The following is a 24,647-nucleotide window of genomic DNA, read 5'->3' on the forward strand; positions in this document are numbered from 1 at the left end:
CGCCGGGCGAGGATCGCAACTCCCGGTGGGCACGGACGACAGCGCGGGCGGCGTCCTCGCTGCGCCCGGCCACCGCGCCGGGCGAGGATCGCAACTCCCGGTGGGCACGGACGACAGCGCGGGCGGCGTCCTCGCTGCGCCCGGCCACCGCGCCGGGCGAGGATCGCAACATGCCGATAGACGGGCGTGAGCAGGTCGCTAGAGGTGAGCTGCGCCCGGCCACCGCGCCGGGCGAGGATCGCAACCAGGTCTGGACAGGACGCGCCGTGGAAGGCGCTGGCGTGCTGCGCCCGGCCACCGCGCCGGGCGAGGATCGCAACCGGACCGGTGAGCCGGCCAGCGATCGGGAGATTGCGGGCTGCGCCCGGCCACCGCGCCGGGCGAGGATCGCAACTCGGCCTTGATCTGGGCCTTGCGCTCCGTCCAATAGTCGCTGCGCCCGGCCACCGCGCCGGGCGAGGATCGCAACGGGAAGGTCCAGAACGAGGTGATCAAGGTCGGCTTTGGCTGCGCCCGGCCACCGCGCCGGGCGAGGATCGCAACCGATGGACGAGATCGGGGGTGGCACCTCCGGGCCGGCTGCGCCCGGCCACCGCGCCGGGCGAGGATCGCAACGCGGGCGATCCGCTGCCTGGCCGGCTGCGGAGTCGGCTGCGCCCGGCCACCGCGCCGGGCGAGGATCGCAACCTCTGGTGGCGGTGACCGCGCATGGTTGCCGCGATCCGCTGCGCCCGGCCACCGCGCCGGGCGAGGATCGCAACTCCTACACCGTGCGGGTTGTCGACATCGTCGGTGCGGCTGCGCCCGGCCACCGCGCCGGGCGAGGATCGCAACTTCGCGGCGATGAACGCGTTTAGCTCCTGGAACTCGCTGCTGCGCCCGGCCACCGCGCCGGGCGAGGATCGCAACCCCTGGGTCAGGTAGGCGATAACCACTGCCGACCAGGCTGCGCCCGGCCACCGCGCCGGGCGAGGATCGCAACCCGTCCATGGGACGAGAGTGTGCCAGGGAAGTCGTAAGGCTGCGCCCGGCCACCGCGCCGGGCGAGGATCGCAACATCCGCGCGGTTCAGGCCGCCCACGACCCCGGCACCCTGCTGCGCCCGGCCACCGCGCCGGGCGAGGATCGCAACACCGGCCGGTCCTCGATCGCGGCGTTGGTCGGTTCGACGCTGCGCCCGGCCACCGCGCCGGGCGAGGATCGCAACCACTCGGAACGGCACCCCACGCCGCGCGCCGCCCAGGAGCTGCGCCCGGCCACCGCGCCGGGCGAGGATCGCAACCCCCCGGCATCCTGAATTGCCGTATTCTGCGCGTGGATGCTGCGCCCGGCCACCGCGCCGGGCGAGGATCGCAACTGCCGGGATCTCCGGCACTCCGCGCAGATTCCAGCCGGCGCTGCGCCCGGCCACCGCGCCGGGCGAGGATCGCAACGCCGGAGCGGGAAAAGCCGAACGCGGACGGCGGCGAGGAGCTGCGCCCGGCCACCGCGCCGGGCGAGGATCGCAACAGCGGGACGGCCTGGTCGATGGCGACGACGACGGGCGCTGCGCCCGGCCACCGCGCCGGGCGAGGATCGCAACGCCAAATTCTTGTTCGGGCTGAAGGACGAGTTCCGGCGGCTGCGCCCGGCCACCGCGCCGGGCGAGGATCGCAACGAGATTCTCGCCGACTTCGGCTCGGACGGCGCGGCTGAGGCTGCGCCCGGCCACCGCGCCGGGCGAGGATCGCAACCCAGCGCGCGAGCGCGGCGCTCGGCGGCGCGTTCGTGCGCTGCGCCCGGCCACCGCGCCGGGCGAGGATCGCAACTTGCCCTCACCCAGCAGCGCCGCATGCAGGTCGTCGAGCTGCGCCCGGCCACCGCGCCGGGCGAGGATCGCAACCGGGCGTGGGCGAGGACGGTCGCGATCGCCGACGACCGCTGCGCCCGGCCACCGCACCGGGCGAGGATCGCAACCGACCCGTCCGGCGCGATGTACGTCGCCTGAGGACGGCGCTGCGCCCGGCCACCGCGCCGGGCGAGGATCGCAACGAGCTGAAGCCGGACGCGCGGTACTCGACTGGACGGTCCGGCTGCGCCCGGCCACCGCGCCGGGCGAGGATCGCAACTCCGGGGTGGCCGCGGCGTAACCGGAGTCGAGAGCGACGGCTGCGCCCGGCCACCGCGCCGGGCGAGGATCGCAACCACGGGCGGGTGCCCGATGGGGCGGTGTACGTCGGGCGCTGCGCCCGGCCACCGCGCCGGGCGAGGATCGCAACGCGTTCGGCGCGGTGGGCCGGCAGTTCGCGCACCGGCTCGCTGCGCCCGGCCACCGCGCCGGGCGAGGATCGCAACCCTGGTCATGGGCGCGGTGGTGGCCGGCCTGTATGTCGAGCTGCGCCCGGCCACCGCGCCGGGCGAGGATCGCAACCCGTCGGTGGCAGCCTCCATCAGGGCCAGCTCCTCGGGGCTGCGCCCGGCCACCGCGCCGGGCGAGGATCGCAACCCGCACCTCGGCGGGATCCTGGTCGACGCCTTGGAGGCTGCGCCCGGCCACCGCGCCGGGCGAGGATCGCAACGACCCGGGCAACGTCAGCACCGGCAAAGCGGCGGCCAAGCTGCGCCCGGCCACCGCGCCGGGCGAGGATCGCAACTCACCGAGATCGAGCGGCGCGCGGAGGACGGAAGCCTTGCTGCGCCCGGCCACCGCGCCGGGCGAGGATCGCAACAGAGCGAGCCTCGCCAGTCCGCAGCCTTGGCGCCAGCTGCGCCCGGCCACCGCGCCGGGCGAGGATCGCAACTCTCGATGCGATGTACTGCTCGGCCGCCGACTGGCGGACGCTGCGCCCGGCCACCGCGCCGGGCGAGGATCGCAACCCCCGTCCGGTCCTTGTACCGGTCCGCGAGCATCTCCGCTGCGCCCGGCCACCGCGCCGGGCGAGGATCGCAACCAGGGGATCCGGCTGGCGATCTCGATTGCCTGGGCGGCGCTGCGCCCGGCCACCGCGCCGGGCGAGGATCGCAACCCCCAGGACTCTTAGTCATGGCGTCAAGCTTGATGCTTGCTGCGCCCGGCCACCGCGCCGGGCGAGGATCGCAACGTGTCGATACCCCGCTTGCCCTTGGCGGCAGCCTCGGCGCTGCGCCCGGCCACCGCGCCGGGCGAGGATCGCAACCAGATGCTCCAGCGCAAGCTCAACGACCCCAGCACCAGCGCTGCGCCCGGCCACCGCGCCGGGCGAGGATCGCAACGCCTCGAAGGGGTGCGCGTACTGCGTGCGGAACTCGGTCGCTGCGCCCGGCCACCGCGCCGGGCGAGGATCGCAACTCGCACTGGGCCCCGTCCGGCCGCAACGAAGACCCCCGGCTGCGCCCGGCCACCGCGCCGGGCGAGGATCGCAACGGCGGTGCGCAGCGGGATGCGGTCGTCGGTGCGGGGGCTGCGCCCGGCCACCGCGCCGGGCGAGGATCGCAACTCGGTCGGGTCCATGGTGATGTACCCGCAGGCTGTCCGCTGCGCCCGGCCACCGCGCCGGGCGAGGAACGCAACCGGTCGACCAGTTCACAGCCGGCGGTCACCGTCAGGGCTGCGCCCGGCGAGGATCGCAACTGCCCGGCGCTGGGGCTCGCCCCGGCAGTGAAGTTACCGCTGCGCCCGGCCACCGCGCCGGGCGAGGATCGCAACAAGGGGCCGACCTTGGCAGGCACGCGGCGGGATCGGACGCTGCGCCCGGCCACCGCGCCGGGCGAGGATCGCAACCCTGCGGGGACTACTGGTGGGGGTATGTGCGCACCGCGCTGCGCCCGGCCACCGCGCCGGGCGAGGATCGCAACCGGGTCAGCATCTGCCCCGTGTACGCGTCAAATGTCCGGCTGCGCCCGGCCCCGCAGTGAGCGCAGGTCGCAACAGCGCCGGCCGGGGACGGGACGGCGGGGCGGTGCGCTGTCGGCGTCCGTCGTTTACCCCTCGAAAACCCTTGGATAAGACTGACAAGCAGTGACAATAGGCGATCATTATTCGATCGTGTCTGTGCAGCTCAGCGTCAGCTTTCGACAGTCAATGACAAGGTTGGTGCAGTTACGTTCGGTAACTGCGGGCTCGGGGTTCGAGTCCCTGGCGGCGCACCACCATGGCTCTGAACTGGAAGTTTCACCCTGAGTCGGGGTCTTTGGTGTGTTGCGGGGACTCCCGCGCCGCCGACGAAGCCCTGCTCCCGCCGTCGGTGCAGGCCCGACGGATCGAGGCCGCGCGGGAGGCGGCGGCGCGGGCCGGTGTACCCGACTTCTTCGTCAACGCCCGCACCGACGTCTACCTTGGGCAGTCTGGTGCGCCGGGCGAGCGGCTGGACGACGTACGAGCCCGGGCTGACCACTACGCGAAGGCCGGCGCGGACGGCCTGTTCGTGCCCGGGCTGCTGGACCTGACCGTGCTGGCCGCCCTTGTCGCCTCGTCGCCGATGCCGGTCAACGTGCTGGCCCGACCGGGCGGCCCGAGCGTGGCCGACCTCGCCGAGGTGGGCGTCGACGGATCAGTGTGGGCACGGCCAGGGCCCAGGCTGCCTACGGGCTAGCCCAGCGGGCCGCCCGGGAGATGCTGGAGACCGGCACCTACCGCCTGCTGCACCAGCCGCTGAGCTACCCCGGGCTGAACGCGTTGTTCTGAGGCCGCGCGATGTCGCCGTACCGCCGCGATCCGGCGGTCGACCGGGTGGCGGCCGTCGGTGACGCGCCACGAGCAGCCGCTGCGTCGAGCGCGGGACCGGCCGCTCCGGCCGCTGTTCAGGCGTGCGGACGTGGCGCGTACATGATGACGGCGACGCCGGCGAGGCAGATCAGTGCGCCGATGATGTCGTAGCGGTCGGGCCGGAATCGGTCGACGACCATGCCCCACGCGAGGGAGCCGGCGACGAACACACCTCCGTACGCGGCGAGGATCCGGCCGAAGTTGGCGTCGGGCTGGAACGTGGCGACGAATCCGTACGCACCGAGCGCGATCACCCCGGCGGCGACGAACCACAGGCCGCGGTGTTCCCGCCAACCCTGCCAGATCAGCCATGCTCCGCCGATCTCGAACAGCGCGGCCACGGCGAACAGCATGATCGAACGCAGGACGGTCATGGCCGAGACCCTATCGGCGCAGCTCAGAACCCGGTACATCAGAACCCGGTACAGGAGCATTCGCCGCCGGCGCACCCGACCGGGTGGCGATGCCGGCGCTGGCGCCACCACCAGCTCAGGGCGGCCAGGACGGCCAGTCCTGCGGCGATGCCGGGCATGGACCGGGCCGTGGCCGCCCAGCCCGTGCCGCCGAGGACACCGGCGGCGAGCAGCGGGGGGATGACGCAGCAGGCCGCGCACGCCACCCCGGCGAGGGAGGTCAGCCCGGTGGGCAGCAGCCGGCGAAGTCGTTGCCCGGTACGGATCACGGGGTGTCTCCTCGGGGCAGGTCGGCGAAGGGCAGCGGGCAGCAGGAGTTGGCGGCGCAGGCGGTGAGGTCGTCGCAGCCGGCGTCGATGGCCGAGCGGAGGGTGGCGGCGACCTCCCGCAGGTCGGTGATGCGGGCCTCGATCTCGGTCAGCTTCGTGGCGGCGCGGACCAGTAGACCCCGGTCGTGGCGTCCGTGCCGGTGCCGGCCCACCTCGACCAGGTCGGCGACCTCGTCGAGGGTGAACCCGAGGCGCTGGGCGGTCTTGATGATCCGCAGCAGGGTGAGGCTGTCGGGCGGGTAGAGGCGGTGGCCGCCGGGGCTGCGCTGCGGCACGGGCAGCAGACCACGGCGCTCGTAGTAGCGCAGCGTCTGCCGGTTCACCCCGGCCGCCTCGGCCAGTTCCCCGCTGCGTAGCGTCCCGGCCGCCGGGGCGGGTCCGGTCACCGGGTGCCCGGCCCGCCGACGCGGGCGGCCAGGGCGTCGACGACCTCGACCTGCGCGGCGGGGACCGCGATGTCCAGCACGACCTGCCCGGGTGCCGGCGTGCTGATGGCGAAGGAGAAGAACGAGCAGCATCGGCTCTCCCGCCCGGTGAGATCCCGTACCGCCGCCGCCAGGTCGGCCGGGCCGGCCAGCGTCAGCCGCAGCCGGGTGGGGCCGAGCCGTTCGACCCGGCGCGCGGTGGCGGTGAACAGTGCGTCGAACTCGGCCAGCCGTACCGGCTGTTGGCTGTCGGGCAGGGTGCACGCCTCGGGCACCCAGCTCACCTCGATGGTCATGCCACCACGGTAGGGCGGTACCCGGGTACCGGATGCAAGCCGGTGGGCGGATCCGGAACAACGACACGGCGGGCCGGTGCGAGCCCGCCGTGCCGTTACTCGCGCCGCGGGCGGCCTTCGGCGGCGGTGTGCGCGGGTGCCAGGTCGGCGCCGGGCCCTTGACCGCGTCGCGGCGAGCGGGTAGGCACTACAAGGAAATATCCTATAGGAAATGCCCGTGGTGGGTGCCGCCGTCGTGGCCCGGTCGCAACCCGCGAGGCGGTGCCGGGGCAGCCGTACCCGTGGGTCGTCGTGGTCTGGAGGTGGTGGTTCGTGAGACTCATGCGGGTCGGGCCGGCCGGAGCGGAGCGACCCGTCCTGTACGCCGAGGGGCGTCACCTGGATCTGTCGTCGGTCACCCGGGACATCGGCCGCGACTTCCTCGCCGGTTGACGGGTTGCGCCGGATCGCCGAGGCCACCCACCTGCCGGAGCTCGACATCACCGGTCACCGGATCGGGTCGCCGATCGCCCGGCCCGGAGTGGTCCTCTGCGTCGGGCAGAACTACGCCGCCCACGCCGCCGAGTCCGGCTCACCGCCACCCACCACCCCGATCGTCTTCTACAAGGCGCCCAACACGGTCGTCGGCCCCCACGACGAGGTGCTCATCCCGCGTGGGTCGGTCCGGACCGACTGGGAGGTGGAACTCGGCGTGGTGATCGGCCGGCGCGCGCGGTACCTTTCCTCACCCGGGGAGGCGCTCGCCCACGTCGCCGGCTTCGTCTGCGCCAACGACGTCTCCGAACGCGACTTCCAACTCGACCAGTCCGGCGGCCAGTGGTCCAAGGGCAAGTCCTGCGAGACCTTCCAGCCCCTCGGCCCGTGGCTGGTCACCCCCGACGAGATCGCCGACCCGCAGGATCTGCGCCTGCGCTCCTGGGTCAACGGCGAGCCCCGGCAGGACTCCCGCACCAAGGACATGATCTTCGACGTGGCGTACCTGATCTGGCACCTGTCGCAGTACACCGTCCTGGACCCCGGTGACCTGCTCAACACCGGCACCCCCGAGGGGGTGGCCCTGTCCGGACGCTTCCCGTACCTGCGACCGGGGGACGTCATGGAGATCGAGATCGACGGCCTCGGCCGGCAGCGTACGGCACTGCGCGGCGCCTGATGGCCGTCGTCGTCGCCGTCGACACCCACGACGTGCGGTTTCCCACCGCCCGCCGGCTCGACGGCTCCGACGCCATGCACCCCGACCCCGACTACTCCGCCGCCTACCTGGTCCTGCGCACCGACTCCGGACCGGACGGGCACGGCTTCACCTTCACCATCGGCCGGGGCAACACCTGGCGATGTTCGACTTCGTCGCCGTGTCCGGCAGCATCCCGGACCGGGTCATCGAGTACGTCGACCACCTGCACGAGCACTTCCGTACCCCGGTCGTGCTGCGGGACGGCCACTACCGGGCTCCGACCGCGCCGGGTTTCTCCGCCGAGATGCACCCGGGAAGCATCGCCACCTACACGTATCCGGACGGTCCGGCATGGACCTGACCGTCGACGCGCGGTGCCGGCAACGGCGACCGCCGGCACCGCGAGGAGCGGCCCATGACATGTGACGGACTGGTCGCGGTGGTGACCGGTGGCGGTTCCGGGATCGGCCGGGCCTGCACCGAGGCGCTGCTGGCCGCGGGCGCGCGGGTGGGGGTGCTCGACCTGGACCCGTCCGGCGCGCCCCGGGACCCGCCGTCCATCCGGTACGCGCCGACGTCGCCGACCGGCACGCGCTCACCGCCGCCGTCGACGCGGTGGTCGACGCGTTCGGTGGCCTGGACATCCTGGTCAACAACGCCGGGATCGCCGCGGTCGGCACGGTCGAGGAGAACGACGACGACCAGTGGGCCCGGGTGCTGGACGTCAACGTCACCGGGGTGGCCCGCACCTCCGGCTCCCCGCCCGCCGGTGACCGGGCCGGCACGACCCGCCCCGGAGTACAGCCGCCGGGGAGCACGACCCGCCGGGAGGACGACCGGCCCACACCGTCGGGGGCGATCACCGCACGCGGCCTGCGGTGGGCCGGGCGGGCGGACTCCGGCGGGTGCCGCGTGCGCCGGCCTCGGGCCGGGTCGGCTGCGGGCGGGCGCCCACCACCGCGACGGCCGCCGCGCCGAGTTCGCCGCCCCGCCGGAGCGCCGCCACGGGCTGCGCGCCGTCGACCCACTCGGCGACGAGGCCGGCCGCGAAGGCGTCCCCCGCCCCGGTGCTGTCGACCACCCGGACCGCCGGCGCCGCCGCCCGGCACACCGCACCGCCGCTGCCGGCCCAGACCGCTCCGGCGGCACCCAGTTTCACCACCGCGTTCTCCGCGACCAGGGTCAGGGCACGTGCGGCGGTGACGGCGTCCGGGGCGCCGGTCAGCGTCGCCGCCTCGTCGGCGTTGGCGAGCAGGATGTCGACCCGGCCCACCCAGCGCAGGAAGTTCTCCGGGCCGGCCGTGCGCAACGGTTCGGCCGACGCGGCGTCCACACTGGTGGTGAGCCCGCCGCGGCGGGCCTCGGCGAGCGCCCGTAGCCCACCGTCGCGGGAGCCCTCGTCGAGCAACGCGTAACCGGACAGGTGCAGGTGCCGCGCGTCGGTGGTGTCCGCCAGGGCACCGGCCACGTGGCGGGCGTCCACCCTCAGGTTGGCGCCCCGCTGCGAGACCATCGTCCGGTCACCGGTGCCGGTCAGCACCACCACCGTGCCGGTCGGCGTGCCGGGGCAGCGCCGCACCGCGCAGGTCACCCCCATCGCGGTCAGCTCGCGTAGCCGCGCGTGACCGGCGTCGTCGTCGCCCACCGCCCCGACGAAGGTGACCGGCCGGTCCAGCCAGGCCAGCCACGCTGCGGTGTTCGCGCCCTGTCCACCGGGGAGCACCTGCACGGTGCCGGGCGTGTCCGAACCGGGTGCCAGCGGGCCGGACAACACGGCGACGATGTCGGTGCTCACGTCACCGACGACGACGATGCGCGCCGGCGTCCGCGACCCGGGCGGGCGCGCCGGGCCGCCGCGCCCGCCCGACCCGGACCTGTCGGTCATGTCCAGAGCCCCACCGCGTCGACGCCCAGCCGGTGCAGCAGGCGTCGCAGCACGGGCAGCGAGAGACCCTCCAGGTTCGACGGAGCGCCGTGCACCTCGTCGACGAACCACCCACCCCGGCCGTTGACCTTGAAGGCGCCGGCCACGGACAACGGCTCCCCGGTCCCGACGTAGGCGGCCGCCTCGTCCCCGGTGACGTCGGCGAAGCGGAGCTCGGTCGAGCACACCTCGGCGACCAGCCGGCCGGTGCGGGTGTCGACGACGCAGTGCCCGGTGTGGAAGACGGCGTCCCGGCCGGACATCCGCCGCCACAGGTCGCGCGCCGGTCCCGGCGTTCCCGGTTTGCCGTACGCCACGCCGTCGAACTCCAGCACCGAGTCGCAGCCGATCACCAGCCCGTCGTCGAAGCCCGCGGCGACCGCCGACGCCTTGGTCCGGGCGAGCCGGTCGACCAGTCGCCGGGGCGTCTCACCCGGCAGCGGGGTCTCGTCCACCCCGCTGACCTGGACGACGGGATCCAGCCCCGCCCGCCGCAGCAGGTCGAGGCGGGACGGTGAGCCGGAGCCGAGCACCACCTTGGTCACGCCTCGCCCTCCGCCGTCTCGACGCGTTGCCAGATCGCGGCGGCGAGCCGCCGTTCGTGGACGCCACCGGAGCGGACGTCGGAAAACCCGAAGCGCGCGGACTCCAGCAGCCGGAACGACGGGCTGAACAGCTCGCTGAGCTCGTCCACCCGGTAGACCCGCTGCCGCAGGTCGGTGACCGGGTCGAAGGTGAGGCTCCGGCCGTCGCCGTCGCGGCTGATCAGCGGCAGGTAGTAGCCGTCCTCGGGGGTCAGGAAGTACGCGAAGAACAACCCGCCGGGACAGAGCACCCGTCGTGCCTCCCGAGCCAGCGCCCGGAGCCGGTCGTCCTCGACGACGTTCTCCAGGCTGGTGAACGCCGTGACCAGACTGAACGCGCCGGCCCGGAACGGCAGGGGCGCCTTCATCGAGGCCTGCACCAGCCCCGCCTGTCGGGGGCCGAGACGGGTGTGGGCGGCGACCAGCGGCCGGTGGGCGAAGTCCATGCCGTAGAAGGCCAGCCCGGTCTCCGCGAGCACCGGGGCGTTGCGCCCGCCGCCGCAGCCGAGGTCCAGCAGCCGGGGTGGCCCGACGACACGGGAGATCCGCGGTAGCTGGCGCCGCAGGAAGTCGGTCCCGTGCGACGGTCTGTCGTTCGTCGATGAGGATATGGAGTGGTTGACGTACTCCCGCTCCCAGAGATCGCGGCTCACGGGAACCTCCGTTCGTCGGTCGATGGCGGCTGGCGGCAGCGCGGCGGGTCCGCCGTCGCCGCCGCCCGCCCGCGCTCAGTCGCAGACGGCGCAGGCGCCGTCCGTCGCGTCACAGTCGGCCACCGGTGCCGGCGACCTGGTGGTGGCCTCGATCGCCTGGTCGGCCCGGGAGGTGTCCCGGTACACGGTGATCCCCTTGCAGCCCAGCCGCCAGGCCTGCTGGTACAGCTCGGCGACCTGCGCCGGGGTGGCGGTGCTCGGCAGGTTGACGGTCTTGGTGACGGCGTTGTCCACGTGCTCCTGGAAGGCCGCCTGCATCCGGACGTGCCACTCCGGCGCGATGTCGTGTGCCGTCCGGTAGACCCGCTGGACGTCCTCGGGCACCCGGGACAGCCCCTGCACACCGCCGCCGTTGTCGGCGATCTGGTCGATGAGATCCTCCTCGGCGACCCCCCGGGCGGCGAGCTCCCGCAGCAGCAGCCCGTTGACCGACCGGATCTCCCGGCCGCCGAAGACCCGCTGGGTGTACGACATCGCGAAGAACGGCTCGATGCTGAAGCTGGTGTCGAAGATGACCGCGTTGTTCCCGCTGGGCGGCATGGCCAGCACCGCCACGTTGCGTGGCTGCGTCTCGGCGTCCTTCCACACGGAGCGTTGCACGTTGGGGAAGGGGCCCCGCTCCCGGCCGAGCGCGACCGAGGCGTCGTGGGCGAACTCGCGCATCGCCCGGGCCAGGACGGTGGCGCACCGCAGCGCCTCCTCCGAGTCGTACGGGATGCCGGCCATCGCGAGGCTCTCCGCCCAGCCGGTGACCCCGATGCCGATCCGTCGGTTGGCGCGGACCGCCGCCCGGATCTCCTCGACCGGGAACCACGACTCCGAGATGGCGTTGTCGATCATCCGGACCCCCGCCGCCAGCACCACCCGCAGCCGGTCGGTGTCGAACAGGTGGGGGGCGTCGCGCCGGTCCGGCGGCAGGAGCAGCCGGGGCAGGTTGACGTACCCCAGGTTGCACGCCTCGTAGGGGTAGAGGCCGATCTCGCCGCACGGGTTGGTGGCGACGATGTCGCCCATGCTGTCGCGCAGCGGATTGGTGCGGTTCATGTGGTCGAGGAAGATCAGCCCGGGATCGCCGGTCTCGCAGGCGAGTTCACAGGCCGCGGCGAACAGCTCCCGCGCGGGCAGGGTGCGCACGGGTAGCCCGGTACGACGGTTGACCAGCGTCCACGGCCCGTCCGCCGCCACCGCCCGCATGAACGCGTCGGAGACGCCGAGCGAGATGTTCGTCATGCTCAGCCAGCCGTCGGCCCGCTTGGCGGCGATGAACTCCAGCACGTCCGGGTGGTCGACGTCGAGGATGGCCATGTTGCCGCTCTCGTAGCGGCCCCGCTGGCGGAACAGCTTCGTCGCGTCGTCGAACATCTTGAGCAGGGCCACCGGCCCGACGGCGAGCCCGGGGTTCCCGCGCACCTGGTCGCCCCGGGGCCGGACGTTGGAGTAGTTGAAGCCGCACCCGCCGCCGAAACTCTTCACCACCGACGACTCCGAGAAGGTGCGCAGCACGCTCGCCTGAGAGTCCTCCACCGGGAAGACGAAACAGTTCGCCAGTTGCGGCTGCGCGGTGCCGGCGTTGGCCAGGGTACGGCTGCCGGGATGGAACTCCAGGCGTGCCATCACCTCGTAGAACGCCGTCTCCCAGGACCCGGCGTCGTCGGCGCGCTCCGCCCGGGCCAGCGCCCGCGCCACCCGCCGCAGCATCGCCTCCGGCGTCTCGCCCACCTGTCCGTCGGCATCCCTGGCCAGGTATCGCTCCCGCAGCAGAAGCTGGGCGTTGTCACTGAATTCGGCCTGCGCGGTCTGGGTGGCGCAGAGGTCGTGCAGTGCCGACTCGAAGAGTCTGGAGGTCTGGACGGACATGGGCTGGCCTTCCGGAGTTCGGCAAACACTGTGGTCTTGCGTGGCGGTCCGCGGCTGCGGGGCGCCAGCCGGCCAACGACCCGGCGGTCGCCTCGCAGGTGCGCGGACGGGGTGGTACGCGTCCGGCTCAGGGCCGACGCACGACCGGCCTGGGCGAGCCGAAGCCGTCGATCAGGTGCGTCTCGCCGGCGACGAACGAGGTGTCGGTGATGACCGTCTGGTCCGACGGGCCCCGACTGCACATGCACATGTGTCGGCCGGTCGAGGTCACCCGCACCGCGCGGGCACCACCACTGTTCATGATCTCCATGGCGATGTCCTTCACCAGGTACTCCTGGATCTGGAAGCGCTTGCTGAACGCCTGCACCAGCCGGGGGAACTTGCCCAGGCCGAGGATGCGCTGGCCGGGCACGTAGGTGATGTCGACCTTGCCGAAGAACGGTAGGAAGTGGTGCGCGCAGATCGAGAAGTAGTTGATGTCGTGGATGTCCACGGTGCCGGTGTGCTCGTCCTCCACGACGCACGTCGTCTTTAGGATCTTGGAGGTGTCGATGTCGTAGCCGCTGAGCAACTCGCGGTACGCCCGGACGATCCGCGGCTCGCACTCGGGCGAGGTGTACCAGTCGAGCGCACGCTTGTCGGTGGTGATGTTCTCCTCGAGCCATTCCGCGATGGTCACGTCTCCTCCTGGGGTGGTGATGGCCGCGCCGGCGCGCGACGGGGTCAGAGCTACAGGCGTCCCTGGTGGCGTAGGTGGTCGAAGATGATCTGGTCGACGGGGGAGGTCAGGTGCCGGTGCGAGTAGTCCAGCCACACCACCTCGGCGATCTCCGCCGAGGCCCGCAGGTCGCCCTGGTAGGCGCACTCGTAGCAGCGCATCCGCACCTCCACGCCGTCCGGGTGGGCGTCGGCCTGGGCGCGGAACTCGCCGAGGAACGAGGCGGTCGAGGCGTCGAGGTCGACCGTCAGCTCCTCCTTCGCCTCCCGTACCAGCGTGTCGAGGTCGCTCTCACCGGCCTCCCGCTTGCCGCCCGGCAGGTAGTACCGTTCGCGGCCGTGCGAGCGGGTGGAGAGCACCCGTCCGTCGGCGAGGTGGATCCAGGCGATCTTGTCGATCAGTCGAGTGGGCATCGTCAGGGCGTTCCTTCAGCGAGTCGATCGTGCACGTGGTCGGCGGTGGCCGTGGTCTCGGCGTAGCGCAATGCCCGCCGGCCGAGTTCGTAGACGAGGTCCAGGTCCACGCCGGATTGTCCGGACCACCGTAGGCGACGGCGCCACTGCTCCGGCGCAAGCCGGTAGTCGGCCAGTCCCGCCGTGTGCGCGCCGAGCACCGCCAGCGGCACCTTCCGCCGCAGCACCCCCGCCCACCAGCCGGCCCGCTCGTCGGCGTGGGCGGACGGGGTGAAGGCCCGTACCCCGCCGTCGTACACGGCGCAGCGTTCGAACAGGCTGTCGACCGAGGACAACCGGGCCGACTCGTACTCGGGGGTCGACCCGACCACCGTGCGGAGCAGGTCGAAGGGGTGCCGGGCGAAGGGCGCGACGGTGCCGGACGCGGGTACGTCGTACAGCGCCTCCAGGGCGATCATCGTGACGTCCGGCCGGTCCGCGGCATCCCAGTCGGCGACGAACCGTTGCACGGCGTCGACGCCCGCCGCCGAACCGATGACGACCAGGACGACGGCGGCGGGACGGACCCCGCGCCGGGTCGCGGCGTCCCGCAGCCGGGACAGCACGGCGCGCAGCGTCCCGCCGGTGGCGAGGATGTCGCCGACGAAGGCCGGGCCCGCGCCGAACTCCCAACGCTCGTACGTCGTCCGCACCCCCTCGCCCACGGCCCGTTCGGTGCCGACGAAGCTGACGTCGGCGTCGGCGCCGCCGGCCACCACGACCGCCTCCTCCAGGCCGAAGCTCAGCCCGCCCCGCAGGATGGTGACGACCGAGGGCTGCCCGGACCCGAGCCACCGCTCACCGGCGGCGTCGCCGCGCCAGGCGGTCAGGGCCTCGGCCACCGCGGAGCGCACCAGCAGCCGGTAACGGTGGCCGGACACCGCCGGGTCGGTCAGCAGCCGACGCGACGGGTCGGTCGAGCAGAGCAGCACCCGGGCCGGTCCGTCGTGCGGGCACTCGTACAGGGCGCTGCCGCCGGTCGTCGAGATCAGCCTCATGTCTTGACCGCCGGCTGCCGGAACGCGACGCCCCGCTGGCGGGCGAGGTACTTCTCGATCAGGTAGGACGACTCCACACCGTCCACCGGCCTGGTCGCCGCCGGTGGCTCGTCGTCGTCGGTGACGGCGGCCACGACGACCACCCCCGACGCCGGGAGCCGGTCGGGCAGCTCGGCCGGGTCCCGGACGACCACCGCGGTGAGGCCCACCGCCGCGAAGAGCAGCCGCCAGTCCAGGTGGGTGCGGCGGCTCGGCATCCCCCCGGCCGACTCGTAGAGCCCGTTGTCGACGATCACCAGGGTGTGGTTGTCCAGCGTGGGCAACTGGGCGCCCAGCGCGGTGAGCACGGACAGGTTCATCAGGAAGCTGCCGTCGGTGTCGATGCCCGCCACGGCCAGCGGCCGGGCGCCGATCGCCAGGCCGGCCGACAGCGCCGCGACGTCGCCCATGGTGTCGGTGACCAGGGTCCGGGACGCCGCGAGCCGGTACACCTCCGCACCGGTACGGCCGAGGGTGGCCACGAGCAGGCAGTCCGGCGGCAGCCGGTCGAGCAGCGCGGTGAGCAGTTCCGACGTCCGCATCACCGGCCCCGCAGTTCCTCGACGAAGAGCGGATTGGCCACCAGCGCGACGCTGCGCTGCCCCGTGTCGAGGGTGCGGTACGCCCGGCGGAGCAGGTCGGGCAGGGCGTCCACCGAGTCGACCTCCGCCGTGGCCACCGACAGCATCCGGAGGTGGGGGCCCATGGTCTCCTCGTGCGCCAGGCCCCACCAGTTGCCCTCGCCGAACGCGCCCCGCCGGGCCAGCAGGAGCACGGTGTGCAGGCGGTGGCTGAGGGTCAGCCGGGCCAGGGTCTCGCAGGCCCGCCGCAGGCCCGAGTTCTCCATCAGCACCAGACTCCGGCTTCCCGCCAGGCGTGCGCCCGCGGCGATGCCGACCGCGGTCGCCTCGTCGCAGACCGGCACGTACGCGATCTCCTGGCGTTCGGCCGCGCAGCGGTGCAGCGGGGCCAGCAGCGAGTCCGGCACCGCCGTGATCAGGTCGACGTCGTTGTCGACCAACGCCTGGTACGCACGCCCCGGGCTCATGCCGATCACCGCCCGGTCGACACGAGTTCGACGATGACGTTCGCGTATGCCGTCGTGCCGACGTTCCTGAGCAGGTGGGGGAGCCCGGACTCGTGGTAGACCGCGTCCCCGGTCCTGTCGTCGCCGGGGAGCACCGTCCCGTCCGTGCACACCGTCTCCGTCCGGCCGGGGGTCAGCACGACGTAGACGTAGTCGCAGGGATGCTGGTGGACGGAGGTCTCCTCCCCGGGTGCCAGGTCGAGCGTCCAGATGCGGACCCGGTCGTCCTGATACACCAGCCTGGTGCCGACCTGAACGATGTCCGACTGCATTGATCCTCCTGTGCGAGCGCCGGTGGGCGGTGCGGCTCCACCGGAGACCGGCGGACTGGTGGCGGGTGGTGCTCAGATCCTCGGCGGGCCGAGCTTGACGCGCCGTCGCATCTGTTCCAGGTCGCCGCGGAAGCCGTGCAGGTTCTCCACCCACCAGGTCAGACCGGCGGTGCGGTAGGACTCGACCCGTTCGCGGTCGGCCGGTCCGCCGTCGCCGTCGGTGTAGCCGCCGATGGCGAAGTCGAAGGTCGGCTCGGCCGCCCGTCGGGCGGAGACGAAGGAGGCGATCTCCCGGTACTGGTCGACGGGGATCATGGTGGGCGTCCAGGCCCGCCGCCGTTCCAGGGACAGCCGGCCGGGCAGCACCCCGTCCCAGCGGGCCGCCCGCCGGAAGGGCCGGCGGTGTGGCCAGTACCCGCCCACCCAGATGGGTATCCGGGGCCGCTGCACGGGACGGGGCAGGAAGGTGCAGTCCCGCACCTGGAAGTGGCGGCCGGAGTAGCTGAACGGCTGCCCCGACCACAGGCCCTCGATGACGTCGAGCGCCTCGTCGAGCTTCTCGGCGCGGACCCGTTCGTCGCCGTCCTCCCCGAAGTCCTCGAACTCGGAGTCCCTCGGATAGCCGAGGCCGACGCCGAGGATGAGCCGTCCCGCCGACAGGTGGTCGAGCGTCACCGTCTCCCGGGCGACCTTCCACGGGCGGCGCCGGGCCAGCGGCGTCACCATCGGTCCGATCCGCAGCCGGGTGGTCACCGTGGCGATGGCGGCGAGGCTGATCCAGGGATCCACAATGGGCCCCGCGTACCCCCTCATGAATGCGAGATGGTCCCAGAGGAAGAATCCGTCCCAGCCGGCCTCCTCGGCCTCCTCGGCGAGGGTCGCCAGGAATCGGGGATCTCCGTAATCGCCGTGTGGAGGAACAGATATCGCATACCTCAGCGGGCTGTCCGCCCGGCTTTCCGACATGCAGTGCCCCGATCATTGTCCACGCGCGACCACGGGCCGCGCTCGATGACGCGGTCCTATCGCGAAAGTTTCATCGGAGATTCGACGATAGCTGCGGCATTCACATGGGTCAACACGTGTGCTGCCTGCGGCGGCAAGTGGCGATTGTCGCCGCATGGGAATTGCCGATGGGATTTCCGTCCCGGCGAATATCGGTGGCGGAACTGTCGTCCGACCGCCGGCCACCGCCCGGACGGAACTTCTGTGCAACGCGCCGGTCGCCCGCTACGCTGACCAACGTCGAGCGCCGTCCGGAGGAAGGGTTCCTGCCCCGGCCAGGCGCCACCGGCGTGGCCGCGTGCGATTCCGCGCGAACGACGGTCCCGCCGCAGAAGGGTCCGTGCCGCCCGTGGAGGACGCCGATGCGCGCTGATCAGGAATTCCTGGAACTGTTGGCCTGCCCCGTGGACCACGGTGACCTCGGCTGGTCACCGGAGGCCGGCGTACTGACCTGCGCCCGGTGCGGAACGGTCTTTCCCGTCCGCGACGGGATACCCGTGCTGTTGACCGAATAGCCGTCGGATCAGGCGGCGGGTCGACGCCGGGACGCCGCCCCGTGACGTCGATACCATTCCCCGGCGGGCACATCGAGCCGCCCGCCCGCTGCGCCTATTTTGTCGATTGTCGGGGACGGCGGCCACGCGCCGGGGAGGGCACGGTGCGATCCAGTCGCTCGACCACCCCGACGATGTCGGGAAATGCCTCGACGTAGGCGCTGACGTAGCGGTCGTCGAAATCCGCGCGTCGTCGTACCCCACTTTGGAGGGAGGCGATGAAATGCAGTCCGGCGCCGCCGGCGGCGAGGGCGTCGCCGGGTGAGTCCCCGACGTACACGCACTGGCCCGGTGGCAGGCCGGTCGCCGCCAGCAACTCGTCGAACGCCCGGGGGTCGGGCTTGCGGAACCGGGTGTTCCCGCCGTGGTAGACGGCGCTCACCCGGCCGGCGAGGACGTGGTCCGGCATCAGCATGTGCCGCACCTCCGCCTCGGTGCGTGAGGTCAGCAGCAGCACCGCGCGGCCGGCCAGGACGAACTCGTCCAACGCCCGGAGGTTCTCCGGCGGGATCACGTCCAGCCGGCCGTCGGCGATGTACTGCTCCAGGGCGCTCTGGTAGAGCGCCGCGAACCGGGTCAGGTCGAGATCCGGTGCCCGCTTCGGCATCGCGTCCAGCAGCGGTTCGCCCCAGGTCGCCAGGTGCACGGTGCGCGACATCGGCGCGCGGCCCATGGCCGCCAGCACCTCGTTCTCCAGCGCGAAGGAAGCCGCCTCGGTGAGGCACAGGGTGTCATCGACGTCGACAATCACTGCCTGGATCACCGCACCAGCCTAGTACGTCGGGGTCGCACCGACGCGCGTCAGTGGTCCCGCCACGGCGGCCGGTCAGACGTCGACGGTCAGCCGGACCGTCACCACGTCGCCCACCTCGACCCCCTCGGCCTCGCGTACCCACGCCTTCACCGGCACGAGGTACCCACCGTCCTTCGGGAACAGCGACGTCGGCCACCCGGTTCCCCCGATCCGGGCCGCGACCGGCACCATGCCCCAGCCGTAGCTGACCGCCGCCGAGACCGTCGCCAACTCGGCGCACTCCGCGGGGGGCACCGTGACGAAGTGCCATGGCGCGGGGCCCTTCCAGAACCACACCTCGCCGCTGAACTCCAGGTCCATCCGGTCAGCTTAGGGGCCGACCCGGGGCCGGACCGTGCCGTCTACGGAGGGTGACGTCAGCTCACCGGGCGTGGTCGGTCGGACTTGGTCGCCGCGAATCGACAAGCGCCTCGGTTTGTGCCCGTCACTACCCTGACCGATGATCCAAGTCCTGGGTACCGTCGACAGCGATAAGGGCTTTACATGAGCAGTAGTTACCCTCCGTACGGAGGGCAGCCGGATCCGAACGTCACCCCGTGGAGCGGGCCGCCGGCGCCGCCCGCCGGCCAGCCGGCTTACGGCCAGCCAGCTTACGGCCAGCCGGACTATGGCCAGCCAGGCTACGGGCCGCCGGGTTACGGGCCGCCGGGACAACCCCCGCAGTTCGGCGCTCCCGTCCCGCCGCCGCAGAAGTCGAACAAGGGCCTGATCATCGGCCTGGTCGTCGGCGGGGTGGTGCTGATCCTCGCGCTGTGCGGCGGGGTCATCGGGCTCGCCCTGGTCAACAGCGACGACGCCGGCCCCGTCGCCTCCGGCAGTCCGAGCCCGGGTGCCACCAACGGCACGGACCCCTCGGCCACCCCGCAGCAGTCCGGGCCGCAGGAACAGCCGAACAACAACGCGGTGACCGCCCGCTACTCCAGCGACCTGTCCTCGGTGTGCGACGGCAGCCCGATCCTGAACGCGGCGGCCTACCGAGGCCCGTCCGACGCCAAGGCGTACGTCTTCGCGAACAACCCCGAGCGGACGACGTTCTGGTCGTCGAAGTCGGTCGGCTCGGACAAGCCGTACTACGCACGGTCGAGCGCCTTCGAGACGGTGTCGGTGGTGGGCTGCATGACGGTCGTGCCGGGCAGCGAGGGCGCGCCCAAGAAGTGCGACTACAAGGACAGCGACGACAAGGTCGTCAGCGTCTCCTACATCTCGTCGCGCTACCAGCTCACGTTCTTCGCCGCGAAGACCGGCGAGAAGATCGGCGACGGTGGCACCGTGAGCGCCCCGGCGAACCGGTGCCCGAGTTTCATCTCGTACAACAAGGTCACCATGAAGGCGTACGCGTCGCCGGACAGCGGCACCATCGAGGCCGCGCTGGACAAGTTCCTGTCCTGAGTCGCCACGCCCACCCGGAACACGGTGCCGGCCGGACCCGACGGGCCCGGCCGGCACCAACCCTCCTGGGTCGTCAGCCCACCACGGACCGCAGCGGGATCCGCTCGGCCTCCAGCGTCCGCACCAGGTCACCCAGGAACGGGTGTTCGTCGACCTGGAGACCGTCCGGGTTCGGGATGGTCAGGTACGCCGAGCCGTTGACGACGGAGACCCGGGCGGTGTCGGTGTACCGGTCGACCAGCGCCCCGGTGCGGGCCAGGTCGCCCGCGGCCACCTCGATGGTGAACGGCCGCCACTCGCCGCCGAGGTTCTCCGCCACCGGCGTGGCCGCCGCGGCGGCGCGGGCCGGGTCGACGTCGGCCGCCCGCGACGGCGCGGTCCGGGCCGCCCCGCCGGTCGTCGGGTAGAGCAGCGCGTTGGCCACCAGGTGCAGACCGCTCTCGTTGTACGCCCGGAAGAGCGGGTTGAACGCGAACAGCACCGCCCGGCCGGCGCCGGTCGGCTCGTCCACCACCGCGACCGTGCCCTTGAGCGTGTCGCCCTGCACGGTGTAGCCGTTGGCCCAGAACGTGCTACCGGTCGGGTAGCTGAGCACGTTCGTGCCGGTGCTGCTCGGGTTGAGGATCGGGTCGTTGTTGTTGAACTCGAAGTCCTCCGCCGGTCGGCCCAGCCCGACCGGGCTGCCGCCGTCCACGTTGACCCGCAGGTGCGAGCCGATCACCGTGTAGCCGCTCGGCTTCGTCTTCTCGGTGGTGGAGGTGAGGCCGGCGGCGCGGGCCAGCCGGGTGCCCTCGTTGCGCAGGCCGAGGTAGGTGTGGCCCTGGGCGATCCAGTTCCGCAGGTTGGCCTGCCCGGCGGCGGTCAGCCCGCCGGTCGCGCTGCTGCCGTCCGGCACCAGCAGCGCCGTCCGGTTGGTGAAGGCCGGCGTGTTGTCGTTGATGTCGGCCGTGGTGACCGGGGTGAGGTCGAGGCCCCACCGCTTGCCCAGCACGTACCGGGCCTCGCCGTGCGAACCGGAGGTGGTGGAGATGCCGGTGCCCTGGAACAGCCCGACGTCCGGCCGGCTGATCGGGGTGCCGACGGCCCCCGTGGTGTAAGGGGTGAGGGTGACGCCGAGCTTCTTGGCCGTCGTGTTCAGCTCGGGGGTCAGCACGCCGGCCGGCATGCCCACCTCACCGGTGTCCAGGTCACGGACCAGTTCGACGCCCTGACCCAGCAGCGTGAAGGTGAACTCGGCGGCGGCGGCGGAGTCCAGCGCGTAGGTGTAGGAGCCCTTCTTCGGCGGCGCGGCCAGGATCTTCCCGCCACCGGTGTTCTGGATCTTGTCGATCAGCTCCGCGTTGGGCTTCACGTCGGCGCCGGTGTAGACGGCGTTCACGCCCGACAGCAGCGGGTTGCTCCACGACGACACGTCGTAGAAGTACGGGAACGGCGTGTACGGGTCCTCGCCCATGATCGCCTGGATCCAGTGCTTCTGCGGCTGGTTCATCGGGATCCAGTACGAGCCCACCGGCACGGTCAGGTTGGTCGCCGAGCGCCCACCGAAGATCTTCGCGGTGGGCAGCTTGACCGCCTTCTTGACCTGGTAGACCTCCACGTCCATCCGGCGCAGCCGCTCGACGAGCTGGCGCGCGTCGGCGAGCTGCCGGTCGGGCAGCAGGAAGTACGACCGGATGGACAGGTTCGGCACCGGGAACTGGACGGTGTTGGTCGGCTGGACCACCTCGTTCGGCTCCAGCGTCCCGGCCCGCCCCTCGGCGAGCGCGTCCTTCCAGATCTTGAACCAGCCGTTGAGCACCTCGCGCTTGTTCGCCGCGGCCCAGCCGAGGGTCGCCCACTGCGTGTGGAACTGCTGCTGGACCCGGTCGGCCACCGCCGACGAGCTGCCCTTCTCGAACGTCATGCCGGCGGCGCCGAAGCCGGCGGCCGGCACCGTGTCGCCGTACCCCATGAAGAACAGGTCGTACGTCGAGTAGTTGAAGTAGCACTCGGTGGTCACCGCGCCGCCGCAGGCGCCGTTGTAGCCGAACCCGGCCTTGTTGGCCTCGCCGATCCGGTTGATCCAGTCGACCGCCTCACCGGCGATCTCGTGGTGGATCGGGTCGGCGTTGGGCGGGAAGAAGTACTGCCGGCCCCCCATCTCGTGCGCGTCGACGAAGACCTGCGGCGGGTACTTCCGCATCAGCTCGATCTTGCCGTCGGTCTCCTGCTGGGTGCGGGCGAACCAGTCCCGGTTCATGTCGAACCCGTACTCGTTCTGCCGCCGGCTGGCGTCGCGGCCGTCCGGGTTCTGCGTCGGCACGATGATCGTGACCAGGTTGTCGTTGCGCTTCTGGACCTCGCAGGACAGCCCTGCGGCCAACTCGTACAGCGTCTTGAGCGCGGCGTCGGTGCCGCTCTTCTCCCCGCCGTGGATGTTGGCGGTGACCCACACGATCGCCGGGCTCGCCTCGGCGATCTCGCCGGCCAGCTTCTGGGTGACCAGCCGGGGGTCACGCAGCGAGCGGACGTCCTCGGCGATGCCCTTCAGCACGGCGGGCCGGACGTTGCGCTCGTTGGACACGATCGCGTACGGCAGCGGCTGGCCGAGCACGCTGGTGCCCATGGTGCCGGTGATGACCCGGTTCGAGGCGGTGTCCACGGCGGCGAGGTAGCCACGGACCTCGTCGTTGGTGACCACTCGTTCCTGACCGGTGCCGAGCGGGAAGCCGAGGAAGCTCTCCGGGCTGGGCACGGCGGCCAGTCGGGCGGTCGGATCGGTACTGCAGGTCGTGGTCGGGGGCGCGGCAGCCGCCGACGGACCGACCAGTAGGGGTGTCATTCCGGCCAGTAGTACGATTGCGGCGGCGCTCGCCAGTCGTTTGGTGGGAACCAGTGTGGATCGAGATTCTGCAGGTCGCATGAGGTGTCCCGTTTCCCTTCCCGGGAAATGAATCAAGGGTTCCCGGAGCCTAGGACCTGCGCTTTCGGGTGGTCAAGATTCACATCCGAGTGCCGGTACGCGATCTGCCAATTGACGCACACCAGGTCGAACGCGGGCGATTGACGATGGGCTCGTCCGGTCCACAGTGGATAAGCGTCCCCGGCGTCACCATTGTTGCGGTCTGGAGCGCATTGACGGTGTGCGTGACGACGTGGGGGCTGACCTGGCCCACCGGCCGCCGGATGACCAGCCCACGGCGGCGATGACCTACGCCGACCGGGCCGCCGGGTGCCGGCGGCCCGCCGTCGCCGCCGGCGGCGACGGCGGGCGCGAGGCCGGACCGGTCAGCGCAGGTGGACGAAGACCGGGTTGGAGTAGAACCACAGGTCGCTCCACGGGCTCTCCAGCCCGTCGGCGAGCGGCTCGACCTCGTCCGTGCTGGTGCCACGCACCCGGGCGTAGATGTCGGTCTCCACGCCGCGCAGGGTGTGCCGGATGACCTGGTCGGCACCCTCCCGGCGCCAGTCACGCGGGCCGAACCGGGCGACGACACTGGTGGTCGGGTTGGTGTCGGCGTCCAGATCGCGGCTCGGGCCGGTGATCCGGCCGACGATCAGGTCGACCCGGCGGACCTGCGGCCGGTCCCCGTTGCCGTTCGTACCGGCCGGCGGCCGGAACCTGATCTCGATGTCCACGTCCGTCCGGTTGCGGCGGCTGACCGTGACGGTCTCGCCCATCGCCGCGGAGCGGCCCTGGCTGCTGGCCGTCAGGTCGAGGCTGGTGATCAGGTCGCCGGTGGTGACCCAGACCCGCCCGTGGCGCAGGCCGTCCATGATGTCGCCGTAGTCCTGCCGGGCCAGCACGTAGGTCTTGCTGTACTCGCCCGGCCAGAAGTCCGCGCCGCCACGGGACCAGTGCACGTGCGAGTCCGAGGTCGCGGTGATCCACCAGCGCCGGCCCTCGCCGAGCAGCGCGTCCCACAGGCCACCCACCCGGGCGGTCATCTGGTCGTAGCCGCCGTAGGTGGGGTGGCTGCCGTAGCCACCACGCGGGCCCCCGTTGAGCGGACCCGCCTGGTGCCCGGGGGCGCCCTCGAACCCGACGTAGACGTCCGGTGCCACGTCGTTGCCGTTGCGGAACTCGCGCGGAGTGTCCTGCCCGTAGACGCCGAGGCCGGTGGCCGAGCGGGACGCGTGGTGGGCGATCACCAGCGGCTTGTGCGGCATGTCCCGGGCCACCCGGAGGAACTCCACCATCTTGGCCTCGGTGTCCCGGCCCGGATCCGCCGGGAACGGGTCGCGCTTGGCGAACCGGCTCTCCAGTTCGAAGAGCTGCTTCGCCTCGTCGTCGTGACGCGGGATCATCAGGGTGTGGTGGTCCAGCGCGGGGGCGTCGAACTCCATCCCCCAGAACTGCAACACCTCGGGCACCAGCCGCCGGGAGCGCAGTAGGTCGGGATACGCCTGCTCCAGGTTCACCTTCGAGTGCGTCGGCCCGCCGTGGTCGGTGCACATCGCCCAGGTCAGGCCGAAGTTCTTCGCCATGATCGCGTTGGTGACGATCGGGTAGACCGCGTCGGCGCCCTTGCGGAAGGTCGGCGGGTTCGTGGTGGTGTCGAAGTCGCCGCTGTACTCGGAGTGCACGTGGTGGTCGCCGGCCCGCCAGCTCCGGGTGCCGGGCCGGCCCCGGCCGTCCTTGCCGTCGTCCGGGCGGCGGTCCTCGTCGGCCCGGGCCGGGTCGGCGCCCACGAACGGGCCGGCGGCGGCCAGCGTCGCGCCGACGCCGGCGTACTTCACCAGTTGCCGCCGCGACAGTTGCCCGCGTCCGGCGTCATCGAGATCCTTGTCCTGCACGGGGAGCCCTCCTCGATCCAGCGGTGGCCGTGTCGATCACGAAGCCTCCGAGAGGGCGATGAACAACCGCTGTACGGGGCGCGGGGCCGGCGTGAATGCTGTGGA

25 protein-coding genes, 1 pseudogene and 1 CRISPR repeat array are annotated in these 24,647 nt (G+C 72.3%); of the genes and pseudogenes, 7 read left to right on the top strand and 19 right to left on the bottom strand.

Features of this window, described 5'->3' with window-relative positions; all coding sequences use genetic code 11:
• Positions 1-58: 58 nt before the first annotated feature.
• Positions 59-3,887: a CRISPR direct-repeat array (repeat unit 37 nt; unit sequence GCTGCGCCCGGCCACCGCGCCGGGCGAGGATCGCAAC).
• Positions 3,888-4,151: 264 nt separating this feature from the next.
• Positions 4,152-4,550, top strand: coding sequence for an isocitrate lyase/phosphoenolpyruvate mutase family protein (locus ACIQG9_RS23485; RefSeq protein ID WP_400406062.1), 399 nt, complete (start codon positions 4,152-4,154; stop codon positions 4,548-4,550).
• A complete protein-coding gene (locus tag ACIQG9_RS23490; protein WP_400406064.1) occupies positions 4,514-4,642 on the top strand; it encodes a hypothetical protein in 129 nt (42 codons plus the stop codon). Before ACIQG9_RS23485 ends, ACIQG9_RS23490 begins: the two co-directional genes overlap by 37 nt.
• Positions 4,643-4,758: 116 nt before the next feature.
• Here the strand turns inward: ACIQG9_RS23490 and ACIQG9_RS23495 are convergent, their stop codons facing one another.
• From ACIQG9_RS23495 to ACIQG9_RS23510, 4 genes are read right to left on the bottom strand one after another with little or no spacing between them, the layout of a single operon-like run.
• On the bottom strand, positions 4,759-5,097 hold the full coding sequence (locus tag ACIQG9_RS23495) for a YnfA family protein (RefSeq protein ID WP_400406065.1): 339 nt from the start codon (positions 5,095-5,097) through the stop codon (positions 4,759-4,761).
• A 38-nt stretch (positions 5,098-5,135) separates the two neighbouring features.
• Positions 5,136-5,405, bottom strand: a complete 270-nt coding sequence (locus tag ACIQG9_RS23500) for a hypothetical protein (RefSeq protein ID WP_400406067.1) — start codon at positions 5,403-5,405, stop codon at positions 5,136-5,138.
• Positions 5,402-5,851, bottom strand: a complete 450-nt coding sequence (locus ACIQG9_RS23505; protein ID WP_400406069.1) for a MerR family transcriptional regulator — start codon at positions 5,849-5,851, stop codon at positions 5,402-5,404. The genes ACIQG9_RS23500 and ACIQG9_RS23505 overlap by 4 nt, the downstream gene beginning before the upstream one ends.
• Positions 5,848-6,186 (bottom strand): hypothetical protein, encoded by a 339-nt coding sequence (locus tag ACIQG9_RS23510; protein ID WP_400406071.1) that lies wholly within the window; start codon positions 6,184-6,186, stop codon positions 5,848-5,850. Before ACIQG9_RS23510 ends, ACIQG9_RS23505 begins: the two co-directional genes overlap by 4 nt.
• A 436-nt stretch (positions 6,187-6,622) precedes the next feature.
• Here ACIQG9_RS23510 and ACIQG9_RS23515 point away from each other — a divergent pair, with 436 nt between their 5' ends.
• The 3 genes and pseudogenes from ACIQG9_RS23515 to ACIQG9_RS23525 form a co-directional block, all read left to right on the top strand.
• Positions 6,623-7,339, top strand: coding sequence for a fumarylacetoacetate hydrolase family protein (locus ACIQG9_RS23515; protein WP_400406073.1), 717 nt, complete (start codon positions 6,623-6,625; stop codon positions 7,337-7,339).
• A gap of 181 nt (positions 7,340-7,520) precedes the next feature.
• Positions 7,521-7,721, top strand: a complete 201-nt coding sequence (locus ACIQG9_RS23520) for a hypothetical protein (protein ID WP_400406075.1) — start codon at positions 7,521-7,523, stop codon at positions 7,719-7,721.
• A gap of 113 nt (positions 7,722-7,834) precedes the next feature.
• Positions 7,835-8,098 (top strand): annotated as a pseudogene (locus tag ACIQG9_RS23525) (SDR family NAD(P)-dependent oxidoreductase); the annotation flags it as partial.
• Positions 8,099-8,219: 121 nt separating this feature from the next.
• Here the strand turns inward: ACIQG9_RS23525 and ACIQG9_RS23530 are convergent.
• The 11 genes from ACIQG9_RS23530 to ACIQG9_RS23580 form a co-directional block, all read right to left on the bottom strand.
• Positions 8,220-9,245: a carbohydrate kinase family protein gene (locus ACIQG9_RS23530; protein ID WP_400406077.1), complete on the bottom strand. Its 1,026-nt coding sequence runs from the start codon at positions 9,243-9,245 to the stop codon at positions 8,220-8,222.
• Positions 9,242-9,829, bottom strand: a complete 588-nt coding sequence (locus ACIQG9_RS23535; RefSeq protein WP_400406079.1) for a Maf family protein — start codon at positions 9,827-9,829, stop codon at positions 9,242-9,244. The genes ACIQG9_RS23530 and ACIQG9_RS23535 overlap by 4 nt, the downstream gene beginning before the upstream one ends.
• Positions 9,826-10,521: a class I SAM-dependent methyltransferase gene (locus ACIQG9_RS23540; protein WP_400406082.1), complete on the bottom strand. Its 696-nt coding sequence runs from the start codon at positions 10,519-10,521 to the stop codon at positions 9,826-9,828. Before ACIQG9_RS23540 ends, ACIQG9_RS23535 begins: the two co-directional genes overlap by 4 nt.
• 75 nt (positions 10,522-10,596) lie before the next feature.
• Positions 10,597-12,438 (bottom strand): adenosylcobalamin-dependent ribonucleoside-diphosphate reductase, encoded by a 1,842-nt coding sequence (locus ACIQG9_RS23545; protein ID WP_400406084.1) that lies wholly within the window; start codon positions 12,436-12,438, stop codon positions 10,597-10,599.
• 127 nt (positions 12,439-12,565) lie between these two features.
• On the bottom strand, positions 12,566-13,117 hold the full coding sequence (gene folE, locus ACIQG9_RS23550; protein WP_400406086.1) for a GTP cyclohydrolase I: 552 nt from the start codon (positions 13,115-13,117) through the stop codon (positions 12,566-12,568).
• Between the two features lie 50 nt (positions 13,118-13,167).
• On the bottom strand, positions 13,168-13,569 hold the full coding sequence (locus ACIQG9_RS23555) for an NUDIX domain-containing protein (protein WP_400406089.1): 402 nt from the start codon (positions 13,567-13,569) through the stop codon (positions 13,168-13,170).
• A gap of 2 nt (positions 13,570-13,571) precedes the next feature.
• Positions 13,572-14,606 (bottom strand): phosphoribosyltransferase, encoded by a 1,035-nt coding sequence (locus ACIQG9_RS23560; RefSeq protein ID WP_400406092.1) that lies wholly within the window; start codon positions 14,604-14,606, stop codon positions 13,572-13,574.
• Positions 14,603-15,187, bottom strand: coding sequence for a hypothetical protein (locus tag ACIQG9_RS23565; RefSeq protein WP_400406094.1), 585 nt, complete (start codon positions 15,185-15,187; stop codon positions 14,603-14,605). Before ACIQG9_RS23565 ends, ACIQG9_RS23560 begins: the two co-directional genes overlap by 4 nt.
• On the bottom strand, positions 15,187-15,693 hold the full coding sequence (locus tag ACIQG9_RS23570) for a hypothetical protein (RefSeq protein ID WP_400406097.1): 507 nt from the start codon (positions 15,691-15,693) through the stop codon (positions 15,187-15,189). The genes ACIQG9_RS23565 and ACIQG9_RS23570 overlap by 1 nt, the downstream gene beginning before the upstream one ends.
• Positions 15,694-15,698: 5 nt before the next feature.
• A complete protein-coding gene (locus ACIQG9_RS23575) occupies positions 15,699-16,004 on the bottom strand; it encodes a hypothetical protein (protein WP_400406100.1) in 306 nt (101 codons plus the stop codon).
• A 72-nt stretch (positions 16,005-16,076) separates the two neighbouring features.
• Positions 16,077-16,970 (bottom strand): LLM class flavin-dependent oxidoreductase, encoded by an 894-nt coding sequence (locus ACIQG9_RS23580; protein WP_400406103.1) that lies wholly within the window; start codon positions 16,968-16,970, stop codon positions 16,077-16,079.
• Positions 16,971-17,371: 401 nt separating this feature from the next.
• On the opposite strand from ACIQG9_RS23580, the gene ACIQG9_RS23585 reads away from it, so the two are divergent.
• Entirely contained in the window at positions 17,372-17,524 is a 153-nt protein-coding gene (locus ACIQG9_RS23585; protein ID WP_400406106.1) for a Trm112 family protein, read from the top strand.
• A 94-nt stretch (positions 17,525-17,618) separates the two neighbouring features.
• On the opposite strand, the gene ACIQG9_RS23590 is transcribed toward ACIQG9_RS23585, so the two are convergent.
• Together ACIQG9_RS23590 and ACIQG9_RS23595 are read right to left on the bottom strand one after the other, a co-directional pair.
• The gene (locus tag ACIQG9_RS23590) at positions 17,619-18,326 is read right to left on the bottom strand and encodes an HAD family hydrolase (RefSeq protein WP_400406109.1); all 708 of its coding nucleotides are present in this window, start codon (positions 18,324-18,326) and stop codon (positions 17,619-17,621) included.
• 63 nt (positions 18,327-18,389) lie between these two features.
• The gene (locus ACIQG9_RS23595; protein ID WP_400406112.1) at positions 18,390-18,677 is read right to left on the bottom strand and encodes a DUF1905 domain-containing protein; all 288 of its coding nucleotides are present in this window, start codon (positions 18,675-18,677) and stop codon (positions 18,390-18,392) included.
• A gap of 183 nt (positions 18,678-18,860) precedes the next feature.
• Here ACIQG9_RS23595 and ACIQG9_RS23600 point away from each other — a divergent pair, with 183 nt between their 5' ends.
• Positions 18,861-19,766 (top strand): hypothetical protein, encoded by a 906-nt coding sequence (locus ACIQG9_RS23600; RefSeq protein WP_400406115.1) that lies wholly within the window; start codon positions 18,861-18,863, stop codon positions 19,764-19,766.
• Between the two features lie 73 nt (positions 19,767-19,839).
• On the opposite strand, the gene ACIQG9_RS23605 is transcribed toward ACIQG9_RS23600, so the two are convergent.
• Together ACIQG9_RS23605 and ACIQG9_RS23610 are read right to left on the bottom strand one after the other, a co-directional pair.
• On the bottom strand, positions 19,840-22,587 hold the full coding sequence (locus tag ACIQG9_RS23605; protein WP_400406118.1) for a M14 family zinc carboxypeptidase: 2,748 nt from the start codon (positions 22,585-22,587) through the stop codon (positions 19,840-19,842).
• Between the two features lie 446 nt (positions 22,588-23,033).
• Positions 23,034-24,542, bottom strand: a complete 1,509-nt coding sequence (locus ACIQG9_RS23610; protein ID WP_400406121.1) for a phosphoesterase — start codon at positions 24,540-24,542, stop codon at positions 23,034-23,036.
• Positions 24,543-24,647: the final 105 nt, after the last annotated feature.

Source organism: Micromonospora sp. NPDC092111, assembly GCF_044755745.1.
Classification (GTDB): Bacteria; Actinomycetota; Actinomycetes; order Mycobacteriales; family Micromonosporaceae; genus Micromonospora.

Bases quoted from the DNA above. Each gene is read 5' to 3' on its own strand.
- ACIQG9_RS23530 (WP_400406077.1), bottom strand. From the start codon at position 9,245: ATGACCGACAGGTCCGGGTCGGGCGGGCGCGGCGGCCCGGCGCGCCCG.
- ACIQG9_RS23575 (WP_400406100.1), bottom strand. From the start codon at position 16,004: ATGCAGTCGGACATCGTTCAGGTCGGCACCAGGCTGGTGTATCAGGAC.
- ACIQG9_RS23510 (WP_400406071.1), bottom strand. From the start codon at position 6,186: ATGACCATCGAGGTGAGCTGGGTGCCCGAGGCGTGCACCCTGCCCGAC.
- ACIQG9_RS23600 (WP_400406115.1), top strand. From the start codon at position 18,861: ATGAGCAGTAGTTACCCTCCGTACGGAGGGCAGCCGGATCCGAACGTC.
- ACIQG9_RS23580 (WP_400406103.1), bottom strand. From the start codon at position 16,970: ATGTCGGAAAGCCGGGCGGACAGCCCGCTGAGGTATGCGATATCTGTT.
- ACIQG9_RS23520 (WP_400406075.1), top strand. From the start codon at position 7,521: ATGTTCGACTTCGTCGCCGTGTCCGGCAGCATCCCGGACCGGGTCATC.
- ACIQG9_RS23605 (WP_400406118.1), bottom strand. From the start codon at position 22,587: ATGACACCCCTACTGGTCGGTCCGTCGGCGGCTGCCGCGCCCCCGACC.
- ACIQG9_RS23585 (WP_400406106.1), top strand. From the start codon at position 17,372: ATGCGCGCTGATCAGGAATTCCTGGAACTGTTGGCCTGCCCCGTGGAC.
- ACIQG9_RS23595 (WP_400406112.1), bottom strand. From the start codon at position 18,677: ATGGACCTGGAGTTCAGCGGCGAGGTGTGGTTCTGGAAGGGCCCCGCG.
- ACIQG9_RS23570 (WP_400406097.1), bottom strand. From the start codon at position 15,693: ATGAGCCCGGGGCGTGCGTACCAGGCGTTGGTCGACAACGACGTCGAC.
- ACIQG9_RS23545 (WP_400406084.1), bottom strand. From the start codon at position 12,438: ATGTCCGTCCAGACCTCCAGACTCTTCGAGTCGGCACTGCACGACCTC.
- ACIQG9_RS23555 (WP_400406089.1), bottom strand. From the start codon at position 13,569: ATGCCCACTCGACTGATCGACAAGATCGCCTGGATCCACCTCGCCGAC.
- ACIQG9_RS23565 (WP_400406094.1), bottom strand. From the start codon at position 15,187: ATGCGGACGTCGGAACTGCTCACCGCGCTGCTCGACCGGCTGCCGCCG.
- ACIQG9_RS23560 (WP_400406092.1), bottom strand. From the start codon at position 14,606: ATGAGGCTGATCTCGACGACCGGCGGCAGCGCCCTGTACGAGTGCCCG.
- ACIQG9_RS23495 (WP_400406065.1), bottom strand. From the start codon at position 5,097: ATGACCGTCCTGCGTTCGATCATGCTGTTCGCCGTGGCCGCGCTGTTC.